The following is a 15,741-nucleotide window of genomic DNA, read 5'->3' as shown; positions in this document are numbered from 1 at the left end:
TTTCACTCTGCTGTTCGGTCGACCGGGTAAATGAGATGGTCGACCGAACAGCAGAGGTTTCACGCTTCAGCCGAAGGGCGCCTTCTGTGCTTCGTCAGGCCACTCACCACATCCTGAGCGCCAATCGTGCCGATGATCTTTCCATTGTCAACAACGCCGATTGTCCCTGGTTCATGCGACAGGGCATCAAGGATTTCGACCAGTGGTGTTGTCGGCATGGCTGTCGCCGTGACATGGGCGTCGCTCATCTGTATGCCGGGCGTCATGACATCTTCCGCGGTCAGCATGTTGATGGGGTTCATGTTCTGCACGAAATCCGCAACATATTGATCTATCGGATTCTGGACGATCTCCTGCGGTGTTCCGCACTGGATGATGCGACCGCTCTCCATGATGGCGATACGGTTGCCAATCCGGAATGCTTCATCCAGATCGTGGCTGACGAACAGAATGGTCTTTTTCAGCCGTGCCTGGAATTCGAGGAGTTCGTCCTGGAGGCGGGTACGGATCAGCGGGTCGAGGGCCGAGAAGGGTTCGTCCATCAACAGGATGGGTGCGCCCGTTGCAAAGGCGCGGGCAAGACCCACGCGCTGCTGCATGCCGCCTGAGAGTTCACCGACCTTGCGGTCTGCCCAGACAGAGAGGTTCACAAGGTCGAGTTGCTCGCGGATGATGGCGTCGCGTTCGCCTTCCGGCATGCCGGAGAGTTCCAGTCCGAAGCCGACGTTTTCGGCGACTGTTCGCCACGGCAGAAGGCCGAACTGCTGGAACACCATGGATACGGTTCGCATGCGCAAGGCGCGCAGTGCCTTGGCCGAGCAGTTATAGGGATCGACGGTTCCACTATCCGTGCGCACGCCCACCGTTCCCCGTACAACGGGGGCGAGGCCGTTTACTGCGCGCAGGAGCGTCGACTTGCCAGAACCGGAAAGGCCCATCAGGACGAGGATTTCTCCTTCCTTGACCGAGAGTGTTGCTCCCGCCACGCCCAGCACCAGCCCCGTCTCCTCGCCAATTTCCGCACGGGTCTTGCCTTCGTCGATCATGGCGATGGCGCGTTGCGGATTAGTGCCGAAGATGATGTCGATATCCTTGAAGGTGACAGCGTCCGTCATGCGTCGTCTCCTGATCCGGGAATGCGGAACATGCGGTCGAGGATGATCGCCAGAATGACGATGCAAAGGCCGGATTCGAAACCGCGGGCAATGTTGACCGTGTTCAGCGCCCGTACGACCGGCACGCCGAGGCCATTGGCGCCGACAAGTGCGGCAATGACGACCATGGAAAGTGACAGCATGATGGTCTGGGTCAGGCCTGCCATGATCTGTGGCATGGCGAAGGGCAGTTCAACCTTGCGCAGTACCTGCATCGGGGTCGCGCCAAAGGCAACCGCCGCCTCCACCAGCGCGGGCGGGGTGGATATGATGCCGAGCCTTGTCAGCCGGATGGGAGCGGCGATCGCAAAGATCACGGTTGCAATCAGACCTGGCACCATGCCGAGACCAAAGAGGATCAGTGCCGGGATGAGATAGACGAAGGTCGGTATGGTCTGCATCAGGTCGAGGACCGGTCGCACTCCGGCGTAAAGCCACGGTCTGCGAGCACAGGCGATGCCAATCGGCACGCCGACGACCATACAGACGGCTGTCGAGGCGAGCACGAGGGCGAGTGTTTCCATCGTCTCATCCCAGTAGCCCTGATTATAGATGAGCAGCAGGCCGAGAAAGGTGAAAACGACGAGACCGACAGAGCGGCGCAGCGCCCATGCAATGGCCGAGAAGACAACAATCATGAAAAGCGGATAAAAGTCTTCCAGAGCCGTGTCTTCGAGAAAGGGTCCTTGAAGGACGAAGAGCATGGCGTCGATTGAGGAACTCAATATGCCTGCAATGATGTCAAAAAGAAAATCGACATTGGTGGTCAGCCAGTCGACAGCGTTTTTGGAATATTGCCCGATGGGCAGTTTGTAGTCCGTGAGAAAGTCCATTCTTGTCCCCGATCAGCCACAGGTTCAATGCCTGGGAGGCCGCGCAGATGAATCCCCTTCAGCCGCGCGGTTCCACTTTCGAAGGACAGATGTCAGAGGCCGAGGGCGGCCTTGACTGCCGGCAGCGGATCGCCGCCGTCTTTTGTCGTCACACCGGCAAGCCAGGGCGCAACCGGGCCAGGATTGGCCTTCAGCCATTCGATCGCGGCGGCTTCCGGCTCCTTGCCCTCGTTCAGGATCTTGCCCATGATTTCATTCTCCATCTGCAGCGAAAAACGCAGATTGGTGATGAACTTACCGATGTTGGGGCACTCTGCGACATATCCGGCGCGGGTGTTTGTGAAGATGGTAGCGCCACCGAAATCTGGACCGAAAACGTCATCGCCGCCGGAAAGATAGGTCAGCTCGAAATTGGAGTTCATCGGATGGGGTTCCCAGCCGAGGAAGACGATCGGCTTTTCATCCTTCACCGCACGCGCGACCTGCGCCAGCATGCCCTGTTCGGAGGATTCAACGATCTCGAACTCGCCGAGCTCGAACTGGTTATTGTCGATCATGTCCATGATCAGGCGGTTGCCGTCATTGCCGGGCTCGATGCCGTAGATATTCCCTTCGAGCGCATCCTTGTGCTTGGCGATGTCGGAAAAATCCTTGATCCCTAGGGCAGCACCGGCAGCATTGGTGGCAAGCGTATATTTGGCGCCCTCAAGGTTCGGTCCGAAGATTTCGACAGACTTGTCCTCGCGGTACGGGGCAATATCGGCCTCCATGGTGGGCATCCAGTTGCCGAGGAAGACATCGATGTCGTTGTTCTTCAGAGAGCTGTAGGTGACCGGAACGGAAAGAAGGCTCGTTTCGGCCTCGTAGCCCAGCGCTTCGGCGATAACCGAGGCGACGGCTGTCGTTGCGGTGATATCGGTCCAGCCAACATCAGAGAAGCGCACGGTGGAGCAGCTTTCAGCTTCCGCCGCCATTGCGGGTGCAGCCCCGATGGCAAGCATCGAAACGGCAGCCAGTAGGGTCTGGCGAGCAGTAGTGGTGAATGTCATATCGAGTTCTCCCGTTTTTTTATGATGTTCCCAAGCAAACAGTTAATAGCGCACAATTGCAAGGATGCGGGTGCATTTGCGTCGCTTCCGCCCTATCAAATGCGACTTTCAGGAGTTTCTTTCGCACTGCGATACAGGGGATTCCGGCGCACCGAAAATCCTTCCAAATTTGATGGGGATCAAGGTTTTTCGATATTGAAATGTGGCATCTGCCAGGGGCGCGGCTGCATTTGCGAGTCGCTGTTGTCGCGACGTAACCATGCCCAAAGGAGAGCCTATGAGACCTTCGATGACGAAAATAGCGGTGCTTCTCAGCCTGGCCGCAGCCCCCGCTTTGGCCGAAGGTGATGCCAAGGCCGGTGCGCAGGTCTTCAAGGCCTGTCAGGCTTGTCATTCCATCGCCGATGCCAAGAATCGCGTAGGGCCGAGCCTGATGGGGGTCATCGGACGTCCGGTCGCCTCCGTTGCCGACTACAAATACTCGCCGGCCATGATTGCGTTTGGTGAAGGAAAGGTTTGGGATGAGGGTCTGATGGCCGAATACCTGCCGCAGCCGCGTGTGCTCGTAAAAGGCACAAAAATGGCCTATGCCGGTTTGAAGGATGACAAGAAGATTGCTGATCTGATCGCCTTTCTCAAGGATCCGGCAGTCGCTGGCCAGTAAAATCAGACTGGTTTCTGTGCCGACGAAGAAGAGCGTCGGCACAGTTATTGCGAGCTTTGTCTTGTGCTCTTCATTTCTACCCTCCATATCGGAAGTGAAGTTGCAATTCGGAGGTGTCTGGCATTGCCGAGTGATGCCACTTCGCGAAGTATCGCGATCAGTCAAAGCTCGTTCTTGAGCGGCGCTTAAAAGGTAGAGGGACCCTGCATGGCCACGTTGCAGTCATTCGACAGCGAAATCGAGAAAACCCGCCAAGTCGTTTCCGACATGCGCAGCAAAATGGACAAGTCGAGTGCCTTGCTTGACCGCTTCGCCAAAAGCGACACGAAGCTGACCGATCAGGAATTCGACATTGAGAACGCGCGCATCTCCGATGTACTGGAGCAGCAGAAGGTCATGGAGGCGAATATCGCCGACCTGATCATCGGGCTTGAGGACGCGACGAATGTCTTCGGTGCCGAATTCGAAAGCATGAAAAGCTATACCGGCTACGAAAAATTCGTCGGTATCTTCTCCAAGCAGCGGGCTCAGCGCATGCGCACCGAACGCGTCCGCAACATGTCGCTTGCCGGCAATCTGCAGGAACTGCTGGCGAAATCCGACAGCATTGTCGGCATTCTCAGGGACCAGAAGAATGTCCTTGAAGAGCGCTACAAGAATTCCGAGACGAGCCTGATCCAGGTCATCGAGCGCCGCAAGGTGGCCATTAGCTCGCTTGAGGAAACCCAGGCGCGGATCGACGGTCTCAACCCCATGCTCCTCGACATCGAGAACAAGATTGCCGCCTCGACCGACCAGTCGCAGCGTACCGAACTGGAATCCGAGCGCTCAAAGCTTGCGACCGAATATAATGAGGCCCAGGCGAAGGAACAGGAGCTTCTGGCCGAGAGCCAGACTCTGGAGCGCTACACGTCCATGTTCCAGACCTTCGTGGACAGCCTCAACAACCAGATCGCTGCGCAGAACACGCTGATCAACAAGCTGACCATCGATACCGAACAGCGCATCGTGCTCTACAAGGCGCTGGAAGATTCGTTGAAGACTGCCGCCCAGCAGGAAGTTGCCCATAGGATCAATACCTTGGGTAGCCAAGTTGATACGGCGGCGGAGGAGACCATGGCCGGCATCGGTGCCGCCGCCCAGCGTCATATCGGCGATCTTCTTGAACTGCACGAGAAGAACATGCTGTCGACGCAGGACATACAGCGCCGCAAGAAGCTGGCTGACGACGCCTTTGCCCGCCGCTTCCAGACGGTGATGGACAAGCACAACTCGGCGAAATACGTCCAGCCCTGATGTCACCCACGACAGCCATGGGAACCCCATCATGAACGCTGCAACGCGGACTCCGGCGGTTAGCCGGTATTTCAATTCGATCCGGGCTGCACTTGCCGGGCTTGAGGTGCATTGGGGGAATGCAGCCGGGCGGCTTTCCGACGACGGGCCGCCCAGCTCGCTCCTGATCCCCTATGTCGACCGGCTGCGCAATTCCTTTGCCTGTTGGGAGAACCGTATCGGCTTTGTTGATCAGTTCCGGATTTCTCGGGCCGAAAGTGGGTTTCCGGTGTTCCAGAATGTGCTGGAGCTGGAAAATGACGGGGCCGGGGCGGCGAAGCGTCTGGCCGCCATTCCAGCTGCCGATGAGCTTCGGGCCGAGATGGTGGATTTCATCCTGCGCCAGCGGGAGTTTCCGGCAGCTTTGCAGACGCAGATGGCCGAGCGTCTTTACCTGGAGCAGATTGGCAAGGGAGAGGTCTTCTCGCCGCTGGTTTTGCCGGAGACGGTTGAGGTCAGCGTGAACCCCAGGAGCCGCCGTCCGAGCTGCCTTGTCACATGGGGCGCCTTTGACGGGACAAGCACCTTGCCGATGGTCTATCTGGCGACGATTGAGGATTCGTCCGAAAATGTGGTCAGCCTGCTGGTCTCCAAAGATGGGCAGTTGAATGATCAGATCGATATCCCCCTGCCGGTTGGTGGACTTCTCAATCCTGCCCTGGCCCGCAGCTTTGACGATTTCGTCGGCAAGAATTCCGCCTTTTCCCTGACGCCGGCCACGATCGCCACCAATATGGACCGGGATTTTCCCTCGCTGCACCCGAAGTCCGTGCGGCGGGTCGTGATCGGTCCCTTCTATTCGGCAGGCGTCACCGAGAACCACGGTCGCGTCACCGAGATCCTGTCGCGGGTGCGGAAGGTCGAAAACGCCTGGGTCATGACCTGGACCGTTCAGGAGGTGTTTTCCAAGCGCGAAATCCCGGAAAGCAAAGGCTTTTTCTCGTCGACGCCGGCGACGCAGGAATTCCATATCGAGACGAATGATCTGGAGGCGGCTCGCATGGGTGTGTCCTTTTACCAGAAGCATGCGCTGGTGCCCCATGATGCCTATCAGGCGCTTTATGCCTCGGGCGACGTCAAGGCGATCTTCGGTGATTTCAAGGTCCATGTCATTTCCGGCAATCAGGTTGTCAGCGGGGTTTGAGCAATGAACGGGTTGAATGCTGGCCTGACGACGATCCACGAAGCCGAAATCGCGAAACATCTGGCTGTTGCTCAGGCGATGGTGACCCGCATCATTCTTCTCGATGACGGTGACGGGCGAGAGGGAACAGCACTTGCCGGTACCAACAGGCGCTTCGTCTCGACGGTTTCCACCGGATCGGTGCGGCGTACCCGTGAAGTGGAACTCTTGAAGACTGTGCAATCGTCTGGTGCCAGTGACCCGCTGATGTCACCCGCCCAGCATACCGTTGTGTTCCGGGTTCGCCGTGGAGTGCAGATCGCGCTTGCGGTGGCGGACGTCTTCGCCCGGCAGAGTGAATTGGAGAGCCTTCAGGCCCGCAATCAATCCGCTCCCTTGCAGGGCGAGGAGGCGACCCGCTTCAAGGCGCTTCTGGCCGCCAGTGCGTATATCGCGGCCTTTACGCTTGCAGCCTATCTCGTCTCGACGCTTGCCGGCGATGGCGAGCCGGTGGATCTGGCGCGCGGCGTCGACGTTCATTTCGATACCCCGCAGGACGCGCTGAAATCACTGGTCGGCGGGTTGGATGTCACCCTTGCCGGGGCGGGTGATGATCAGACCCTGCTTGATCGCACCCGTGCCTTCGCCCGGCTTGCGATCGAAGGCCTGCAGTCGCGCAAGGCTCGCTTTACCGGGCTTGGCAGTTTCGAGAATGCCCATATCCGCATCGATGCCGATGACTTTACGCTGGATGGCTTTGAGGTCCTGCCGGGAGCGAAACGCAAGCCCCTGTCGATGACCTTCAAGAAGCCGGAGGAAATCATCGGCAACCACATTGCCAAGTATCAGGCGCTGAAACTCGCCAAGATGCTGATGGCCTATGATTTCGACCGTCAGATGAACCCGTTTGTCGAGCTTGGCGGCTTTCTTTTCACCTTCATTGGCGACGGCATGCCCGGCACCGGCAAGACGATTCTCATTCAGATGCTGGCAGGTCTCCTGAACGACTATTGCAAGGTTGCGGGCTACGGCTTCCATTACGAGAATTTCGGCGTCGACCAGATTTCGTCCTATCAGGGCAAGTCGGGTCAGAATGCCAAGGCCTTCGTCAACAACGTGCTCAATCCCCGCGTCATCGGTTTTGGGACGATCGACGACGTGGACCAGGTCACCGCAAAACGCTCCGATGACCGGGCCTCTGCGGGCCAGCATGAGGTTACCGCCGTCCTGATGGAGAGCTTTGCCGGGGCCTCCACCGTCGTGCGCGGCAATGCCACCTTCGGCATGTTCTCCAACTATCCCGAGAAGGTCGATGATGCGCTTCGCCAGCGCGCCGGTGCACGCTGGCTGGTCGACGGCCCGCAAACGCGGGAGGACTATATCGACATCTTCTCTCTGCTGGTCGGCAAGAACCATTCCATCCCGCTTGGCGAACACCAGCTTTTTGCCGGTCAGGAGATCAAGAAAGCGGTTTCAGCAAGTTACGAGGGCCATGATCGCCCCTCTGAGGATGGTCTGCTTGCGGTGTGGGACCGTTTCCAGAAAAGCCACGGCCCCATCGAGACGCTTGCCGACGTTGGCGCTTATCTCCACGCAATCAAGGAGGCCGACGGTCGCTTTACCGGTCGTGCCATCAAGAACATTACCGACGCGATCAAGCTGCGCGCCATGGATATCGAGCTTCCCGATGCCTGGTTCGAAACGCCCGAGGTGTTCCTGCACAAGCCCTATGAGGACAAAAAGGCGATGATCGCCGAGCTGCGTGGCCCGATCACGCTGCCGATGATCCTGCAGGAGATCAATCGCTACGCCGACAGCGAATTCCGCTATGCCGACAAGTCTGATGACGCTGCCGTTGAGGAGATCATAAGGCGTGAAAAGCAGCGGGAACGGGCGATTGTCGAGATTGAGAGGCTGAAGGGGGAGGGGAGTTGGTAGTGATCAGATCGGCAGACTTGCCCCTCATCCGCCCTTCGGGCACCTTCTCCCCGTGAACCGGGAGAAGGCCGAGCGGCCAGCGTTGCGCTCCCCCTCTCCCCGCTTGCGGGGAGAGGGTAGGGTAGGGTGAGGGGCTATTCTGTTGCGCTATCGGATCCGAAGGACAAGATTATGCGGGGACCGAACAGGAGAAAAACGACGCGTGCCAGAAGTCTGCGAAGAGACGAGAACGATGCTGAAGCGGTTCCATGGGGAGAGTTGCGGGGGCGGCGTTTTGGAGGATACAAATTCGTGCGACAGTTTTCGATTGGCCCGTTCTTTGCCGATTTTGCCTGCCGCGAAATCCTTCTTGCCGTAGAGGTGGATGGAAGTCAGCATGCAGATAGCGTGCATGACGCAAAACGGGATGCATTCATGAACGCCAATGGATGGTCGGTGGTTCGGTTCTGGAATGTGGATGTTCTTCAGGAGCGCAAGTCTGTTCTAGACACTCTTGCCGCTATCCTGGACGGGCGTTTGCAGGAGCCTGTCCGGAGCCGGGATCTAACATATCTTCCTGCGGAGCGGTCCGCATGAACCGCCTCCTCGAAGCCGAACTGATTTACGGGCGTTTGCTCCCGGTTGCCGAGCCGCATCTGGTGGCGCGATACAACAAGGCCTTGCGCGGTTTCGGTCTGCCCGAAACCAAGCTCTCCGAATTTGATATCGACATGAGCGGTTTCTCTCCACAAGTTGCCGCCGAGCTTCAGGATTTCGATTATCTTGATCCCGGTCGCGTCAACCGCCGTTTCATCATCATGACACCGGCGCAGGAAAACCTGCCGGTGGTGCATACCAGTTTTTCCAATACCGCCGGGCTGATGCATGAGTTCTACAGCGCCAATGCGCGCGCCATTCATGCGGTGACGCTGCGCGACGTGCTTTACGGCGAGATCGAGGACAGCGTTGCGGAGGTCAGGACGCTTGAGGATCTGCTGTCGATCAACGAGGTCCGCTTCAATGTCATGTCGGCGGAAGATCTGCTCGGCAAGGCCGGCGAGTTGCGGAAGCTTTCAGATCGACTGCTGACGGAGCAGCATGCCTGGCGCGAGGACGATTTGCTCAGCCGGATGGTGGACCTCGCAAAGGAAACCGGCGATATCCGGGAGAATGTCCTGGTGCCGGACAAGGTGATCTTCCGCCACGACGCCTTCTGGGCCAATCATTTCGGTGGTGTCTATGTCTTCGTCGACGACAAGATTACCACTGTCATCTGCAGTCCCGATGCGCCAGGATTTCGTCGCTCGCGACCCTGGCAGGTGAGTTATATCTCGATCGAGGACAAGGCGCAGATCTTCGAGTTCCTGGCGCGCACCGGACGCATCGAACTGCCGAGGGCCAGCTGGGTGGAGGCGTCTGGTCTGCTGGCGCTGCGTGCCGAGATGGCTATTCTCGGAATGGCGGCGGATCTTGAGCCGGCCACCGACTTTGCCAGAATTGACCCAGTTTGGACGCAGACCTTCTTGCATCGTCACGCCGCTGCCCTTGCGCGGGAGGGAACCTATCCCTTCCTGCAGGAAATGATCCGCGCAATCATGCGGGCTGGTACTTTGCGAATTGCGGATGTTGCGCCGGAGCGCAGGATCTCGCTGGTGCGCGCCCAGCCCACCCATCCCGATCAATGGTTGACGAACCGGCTGATTGCCCAGCTCAACCCGCAGGACTTCATCTCTCGTTTCGTTTTCGACAAGCAGGGTTTCTATGCCGCTTACGAGAGTTTTCCGGAACCATTCCGGGAATATGTTGTATCGCGCCTGAGTGGTGCTTATCTGTTGAACAAGGCCGCCTTTCGCAAACGCCTTTATGGAATAGGAGACGACCAGCATGCTTGATCCGATCATCGCGTTTTTCCAGCGCGTCTTTTCCGCGATCGGTCGCGGGATCGGCATGGCGGTGGCAGGGGTTTTCTGGCCCTTCATGGCAGGCCATCGCTGGGTGCAGCAACGCAACTGGATCATCAAGGGCCCGATCATTGCCGCGCTTTTGCTGCTCGTGGTCTTTTACGGCCTGTTCATCTGGCGCACGCAGGTCTGGTATGGTTTCGACCCGAATTTCGTTCAGGCCTATAATCTGAATGAACGGACTGTCCCTGCCGGTGAACCTTTGCCCGGCGAAGCAAATGCCTGCCAGACTTCCGCCATCGTGACCCTGACGGCGGATCTGACCGACATGAACGTCAATCAGAACAACTGGATCTCCTCCACCCTGCTCTACAAGCTCGGCTTCTTCGGTGTCGATTGGGACAATACACCCTTCTTCGACAACAAGGCGTCTTTCCAGCGCGGCGTAAATCAGGTGGTCCGACGCACTGCCATACAGCTCGTCGACACGCTCGGTCGCGTGCGTGGCACATCCGGAATCAACAACGATCTCCAGGATGCGCGCGGCAATATCCAGTTTGACGAGGGCACCTGGTATTTCGGCACCGATCCCTTCGGCTTCAAGACCCCGACGCCCGGCTATTACCGGGCTGCCGTCAGCAGCTGGCAGCGGTTCAATTCATCGCTGGCAGGCTGCGATGCCGTTTTCGATGCTCGCGCCGACAACCTCCTGCAGTTGCTCGATGGAATGGCGAGCGATCTCGGCAATACGTCGGATATCCTGAGACGTCGTTCCGAGGAGTATAATGCCGGCTGGTTCGATACCCGTGCCGATGACCGCTTCTGGTTCGCCTATGGGCAGCTCTATGCTCAGCATGCCCTGTTGCAGGGTGCTCGTGCCGATTTCAGCGATGTCGTGAGAGACCGCAATCTGACGGCCATCTGGGATGAAATGGACCGCCAGTTTGCGGCAGCGTTACGGATCCAGCCCGCAATCATCTCAAACGGCAGCGAGGATGGGTGGATCATGCCCACCCATCTTGCGACCATGGGTTTCTACATTCTGCGCGTTCGGTCCAATCTCGTGGAAATCCGCTCGGTACTTGATCGATAGTCAGTGCTGCCTGTCGGACAAAGAAAAGGCCCGGTCTACGTGGTCTAGACCGGGCCATTTGTCTGTTTTTGTCGCGAGCTCGTCTCAGCTGATCAGCTTCATCCTCAGCGCCTTGGCGACGAGTTGTGTGCGGTTGACGCAATCGAGCTTCTTGATCGCATTGGTCATGTAAGCGTTAACAGTATGGTCCGAAAGAGAAAGGATCTGACCGATCTCAAGAGAGGTCTTTCCCTGGGCCGTCCAGCGCACCACCTCAAGCTCACGGGCCGAGAGCACATTCTGATTGGTGCCGGAGCGGCGCAAGCGGTCGAACACGTCAAACGCCTGCATGCTTGCCATCGACAGATGGCCGATCTCGGTGCAGCTCAGCGGTGGACGGTTTCCGTCATAGCGAATCACATAGCGACCGGCATCGAGCGCGAAGACGGGGATCACGACGCCCATCGACAATTTGTGCCGCCGCAGCAATGATTTCATCTCGTCGGTAAAAGGTTCGTTCGAACCTTCCACGCCGCGCTCGAGCGTCCATGTTTGTGGCATGATGGATTTTGCCAGCTCTTCCACCACGATGCAGTGCTTGAGCATTCCATCGGCATCGAATTCGCGGAGATAACTCTCTGGCAGGGTGCCTTCGATGATCAGCGGTGCAAGTCTTGTATCATGGCTCGTTGGTGCCGTCATGACGGTCAAGTGATCGAAACCAAAGTCACGTGTCGCCGATAGCCACTGCTCCATCAGCTCAAATCTGCTTCTGCAGCGCTCCATCTGATGGAGGATCACCGATTGTTGTTCCAATAACATTTTCGCTGTGTCGAAAGTTGATATGGTTTCGAATTTATACGTCACCAATATATGAGATATCCTGAAAAGCCAGCACTTTTTAACTGGATTGCTGAATAAATATGATTAATGGCTCTCTGTTGGAAAACTGGCGGATGGGGCATTCGACTTTCGTCCCATGTGGCATTCAAACTGGCAATGCGCTGTTCGCTTTGACCTCTTCCATGACCGCATAGGTATGGGTTTCGCGCACCCCCGGCAACGGCAGAATCACCTCTGACAGGAACTGCCGATAGGCCTCCATACCCGACACGCGCGCCTTGACCAGATAGTCGAAGCCGCCGGCTACCATGTGACATTCCATCACGTCATCGGAGCGTTTGACGGCGGCGGCAAAGGCGTCGAAAACGTCCGGCGTCGTTCGGTCGAGTTTCACCTCGATGAAGACCAGCAGGTTGCGGTTCAGCTTCTGTGGCGACAGGATTGCGCTGTAGCCAATGATGTAGCCATCCCGGCTCAGGCGGCGCACCCGCTCGGCGGTTGCCGTCGGTGACAGGTTCACCCGCTCGGCCAGTTCGATATTGGTGAGCCGACCTTCGGCCTGAAGGGCTCTCAGGATCTTTTTGTCGAGGCGGTCAATTTCTTTCATTCTTCGCTACCATCTGTCACTTTAGTAGATGATATCTCAGAAATGCAGACAAAGAACAGTGAAAATATCGGTCGATCTCCGCATATGTTGTGAAACACACGGAGGTGACAATGACCAATTCAGCCATGACTGCCTTGCCGCGTTTTCAAGCGCCTTATGCCGGCGACGATGACGCATTGATTCGCAATTTCACCTCCCGACTTCAGTTTACCGAGACGCAGGATTCCGCCATCGACCGGCGCGCCACCCGCTTCATTGAAGCGATCCGCAAGGAAAGCGGAAAGATCGGTGGTGTCGAGGATTTCCTGCGTGAATACGGGCTTTCGACCCGTGAAGGCCTTGCCCTGATGGTGCTGGCCGAAGCGTTGTTGCGCGTACCCGATGCCGTGACCCAGGATCGTCTGATTGAGGACAAACTCAAGGAAGGCGGCTGGAGCGAGCATGAGGCCCATGGCGACAGCTGGTTCGTTTCGGCGTCGGCCTGGGCGCTTGGCATGTCGGCCCGTGTCATTCGTCCGGGGGAAACGCCGGAAGGCGTGATGCAGGGATTGGTCAAGCGTCTCGGGCTGCCGACGGTGCGCACGGCGACCAAACAGGCCATGCGTTTCCTCGGGCACCATTTCGTGCTGGGCGAAACCATTCAGGACGCGCTTGGACGCGCAGCCAAAAGCGAGGAGCGCGGCTATCGTCATTCCTTCGATATGCTGGGTGAGGGCGCGCGCACCGCCGACGACGCCAGGCGCTACTTCAAGTCCTATGCGGATGCGATTGATGCCATCGGTGCCTTCATGGCGAAGAACGGCAAGGGCAAGCAGCTTCCCGATCGCATGGGCATTTCGGTCAAGCTTTCGGCGCTGCATCCGCGCTATCTCGCCACCCATCGTGATCGCGTCATGCGCGAACTCGTCCCCGATCTCCTGAAACTTGCGCAACTTGCCAAGGCGCATCAGTTGAACTTCACGGTCGATGCGGAAGAGGCTGATCGCCTCGAACTGTCACTCGATGTCATCGCCGCCGTGTTTTCCGATCCGTCGCTGGCGGGCTGGGACGGCTTCGGACTTGCCATCCAGGCCTATCAGAAGCGGGCGCCCCAGGTGATCGAGTATATCGATCAGCTTTGCCAGCGGGAAAACCGTCGGATGATGGTGCGGCTGGTCAAGGGCGCCTACTGGGATACGGAAGTGAAGCGTGCGCAGGAGCGCGGCCTTGCGGATTATCCGGTCTGGACGCGTAAGCCGGCCACCGATGTTGCCTACCAGCATTGTGCCGCTTTGCTCCTTGCGAAACGGCAGCGGATTTTCCCACAATTTGCCACCCACAATGCCCTGACCGTTTCGACCATCATCGAACTTGCCGGCGCAGACCGCTCGGGTTTCGAATTCCAGCGGCTGCATGGCATGGGCGAAGCGCTCTATGACAATCTGCTTGGCGGCAACGACCGGATTTCCTGCCGTATCTATGCGCCGGTTGGCGGCTATCGCGATCTCCTGGCCTACCTCGTCAGGCGCCTCCTTGAAAACGGTGCGAACTCCTCCTTTGTGGCGGTGGCGGGCGATCGGAACGTGCCGATCAAGTCGCTTCTGGAACGTCCCGCCGCTCGCCTTCAGATGAAGGACGGAAAAAGTGCGCGCCACGGCCAGATCCCGATGCCGCTCGATCTCTATGGCGAACGAAAGAACAGCGCGGGCTTCGAATTTGGCCATCGTGCAGCATTGGAGGATCTCATGAGCAAAGTCACCGCGCCTTTGGCCGCCATTGATGCTGGTCCGCTGGTTCCGGGTGTGAGGCCTTCGAGTGAAACCCAGCCGGTACTGTCTCCGTCCGACCGCAGCCATCAGGTCGGCACAGTGCGCAATGCGACGCCTGCCGATGTCGATCGTGCTTTTGCGGCTGGTCGCGCGGGTTTTGCCAAGTGGTCGCGCCTGCCGGTCGAAGTGCGGGCTTCCGCGCTCGACAAGATGGGTGACCTGCTTGAGGCCGATCGTGATCGCCTTCTGTCGCTCCTTGCCGCAGAGGCTGGCAAGACCCTGGATGATGGTATCGCGGAAATCCGTGAGGCGGTGGACTTCTGCCGCTACTATGCGGCTCAGGCGCGTGCCAGGTTCGCAACCCCGGAGCTTTTGCCAGGCCCGACCGGAGAAACCAACCGGCTGAGCTGGCGTGGTCGGGGCGTCTTTGCCTGCATATCACCCTGGAACTTCCCGCTGGCGATCTTCCTGGGCCAGATTTCAGCAGCCCTCGTCGCTGGCAATGCGGTTGTTGCCAAGCCTGCGCCGCAGACGCCGCTGATCGCCTTCGAGGCGGTGAAGATGTTCCACAAGGCGGGTGTGCCTGACGATGTGCTGATGCTGTTGCCGGGTGCTGGCGAGGTCGGGGCCGCGATTGCCGCCCATCCGCAGCTTGCAGGGCTTGCCTTTACCGGCTCAACCGGCACGGCTCAGGCGATCAACCGCACGCTTGCCGCCAAGAATGGTCCGATTGTCCCGCTGATTGCCGAAACGGGTGGCCTCAATGCGATGATCGTCGATGCAACGGCATTGGCCGAACAGGTCGCCGATGATGTCGTGATGTCCGCCTTCCGCTCGGCTGGTCAGCGCTGCTCGGCGCTCCGGATCCTCTATCTGCAGGACGATGTGGCCGATGGCATGCTGGAGATGATCGAAGGGGCAGCGCGTGAGCTGACGCTCGGCAATCCGGCAGAGATCACCACCGATATTGGTCCGGTGATCGATGAAAAGCAGAAAGCCATGCTGGAGGCCCATATCGAAGATATGCACAAGACGCAGAAGGTTCGTTATGCGGGTTCGGTGCCGGAAAAGGGCAATTTCTTTGCCCCCCATATCATCGAACTCGACAGGCCGGAGGCGCTGACCAAGGAAATCTTTGGCCCTGTGCTGCATGTGGTGCGCTGGAAGGCCAAGGATCTGTCGAAGGTGCTCGATTCAATTGCGGCGACCGGTTTCGGTCTGACGCTTGGCGTTCACAGCCGCATCGACCAGACGATCCGTACCGTCACGGAAGCACTCGACACGGGCAATATCTACGTGAACCGCAATATCATCGGTGCTGTTGTCGGGACCCAGCCCTTCGGAGGCTCCGGCATGTCCGGGACTGGCTTCAAGGCCGGCGGCCCAGCCTATTTGACCCGCTTCGCGCTGGAGCAGGTGGTTTCGGTCAACACGGCTGCCGCTGGCGGCAATGCCAGCCTGATTGCGATTGGCGAGGGCTGATCAGCTTCTCCAA

The 15,741-nt window shown here is 58.3% G+C and carries 13 protein-coding genes; 8 read left to right on the top strand and 5 right to left on the bottom strand.

Annotated features, from left to right (window positions below):
• Positions 1-59: 59 nt before the first annotated feature.
• From choV to FE840_RS16700, 3 genes are all read right to left on the bottom strand, one after another.
• On the bottom strand, positions 60-1,115 hold the full coding sequence (gene choV / locus FE840_RS16710; RefSeq protein ID WP_138287753.1) for a choline ABC transporter ATP-binding protein: 1,056 nt from the start codon (positions 1,113-1,115) through the stop codon (positions 60-62).
• Positions 1,112-1,987 (bottom strand): choline ABC transporter permease subunit, encoded by an 876-nt coding sequence (gene choW / locus FE840_RS16705; RefSeq protein WP_138287752.1) that lies wholly within the window; start codon positions 1,985-1,987, stop codon positions 1,112-1,114. Before choW ends, choV begins: the two co-directional genes overlap by 4 nt.
• Before the next feature lie 92 nt (positions 1,988-2,079).
• Positions 2,080-3,036 (bottom strand): choline ABC transporter substrate-binding protein, encoded by a 957-nt coding sequence (locus FE840_RS16700; protein WP_138287751.1) that lies wholly within the window; start codon positions 3,034-3,036, stop codon positions 2,080-2,082.
• A gap of 289 nt (positions 3,037-3,325) precedes the next feature.
• On the opposite strand from FE840_RS16700, the gene FE840_RS16695 reads away from it, so the two are divergent.
• From FE840_RS16695 to FE840_RS16665, 7 genes are all read left to right on the top strand, one after another.
• Positions 3,326-3,700, top strand: a complete 375-nt coding sequence (locus tag FE840_RS16695; protein WP_138287750.1) for a c-type cytochrome — start codon at positions 3,326-3,328, stop codon at positions 3,698-3,700.
• Positions 3,701-3,907: 207 nt separating this feature from the next.
• The gene (locus FE840_RS16690) at positions 3,908-4,996 is read left to right on the top strand and encodes a hypothetical protein (RefSeq protein WP_138287749.1); all 1,089 of its coding nucleotides are present in this window, start codon (positions 3,908-3,910) and stop codon (positions 4,994-4,996) included.
• Positions 4,997-5,027: 31 nt separating this feature from the next.
• Positions 5,028-6,179, top strand: a complete 1,152-nt coding sequence (locus FE840_RS16685) for a hypothetical protein (protein ID WP_138287748.1) — start codon at positions 5,028-5,030, stop codon at positions 6,177-6,179.
• A gap of 3 nt (positions 6,180-6,182) precedes the next feature.
• Positions 6,183-8,096, top strand: a complete 1,914-nt coding sequence (locus FE840_RS16680) for an AAA family ATPase (protein WP_138287747.1) — start codon at positions 6,183-6,185, stop codon at positions 8,094-8,096.
• Between the two features lie 171 nt (positions 8,097-8,267).
• Positions 8,268-8,672: an endonuclease domain-containing protein gene (locus tag FE840_RS16675; RefSeq protein ID WP_138287746.1), complete on the top strand. Its 405-nt coding sequence runs from the start codon at positions 8,268-8,270 to the stop codon at positions 8,670-8,672.
• Entirely contained in the window at positions 8,669-9,967 is a 1,299-nt protein-coding gene (locus FE840_RS16670) for a DUF6638 family protein (RefSeq protein ID WP_138287745.1), read from the top strand. Before FE840_RS16675 ends, FE840_RS16670 begins: the two co-directional genes overlap by 4 nt.
• Positions 9,960-11,069, top strand: coding sequence for a DUF2333 family protein (locus tag FE840_RS16665; protein ID WP_138287744.1), 1,110 nt, complete (start codon positions 9,960-9,962; stop codon positions 11,067-11,069). The genes FE840_RS16670 and FE840_RS16665 overlap by 8 nt, the downstream gene beginning before the upstream one ends.
• A gap of 84 nt (positions 11,070-11,153) precedes the next feature.
• Here the strand turns inward: FE840_RS16665 and FE840_RS16660 are convergent, their stop codons facing one another.
• Positions 11,154-11,804, bottom strand: a complete 651-nt coding sequence (locus FE840_RS16660; protein WP_246318797.1) for a helix-turn-helix transcriptional regulator — start codon at positions 11,802-11,804, stop codon at positions 11,154-11,156.
• Positions 11,805-12,036: 232 nt separating this feature from the next.
• Positions 12,037-12,498 carry an Lrp/AsnC ligand binding domain-containing protein gene (locus tag FE840_RS16655; protein WP_138287742.1) on the bottom strand — a complete coding sequence of 154 codons (462 nt, stop codon included), beginning with the start codon at positions 12,496-12,498 and terminating at the stop codon, positions 12,037-12,039.
• A gap of 110 nt (positions 12,499-12,608) precedes the next feature.
• Between FE840_RS16655 and putA the strand changes: the two genes are divergently transcribed.
• Positions 12,609-15,728, top strand: a complete 3,120-nt coding sequence (gene putA, locus FE840_RS16650; protein ID WP_138287741.1) for a bifunctional proline dehydrogenase/L-glutamate gamma-semialdehyde dehydrogenase PutA — start codon at positions 12,609-12,611, stop codon at positions 15,726-15,728.
• The last annotated feature ends 13 nt before the right edge of the window (positions 15,729-15,741 follow it).

The organism is Peteryoungia desertarenae (assembly GCF_005860795.2).
Lineage (GTDB): Bacteria > Pseudomonadota > Alphaproteobacteria > Rhizobiales > Rhizobiaceae > Allorhizobium > Allorhizobium desertarenae.
The sequence above is the reverse complement of the archived record's forward strand: the minus strand, read 5'-3'. Positions and strand labels throughout refer to the sequence as shown.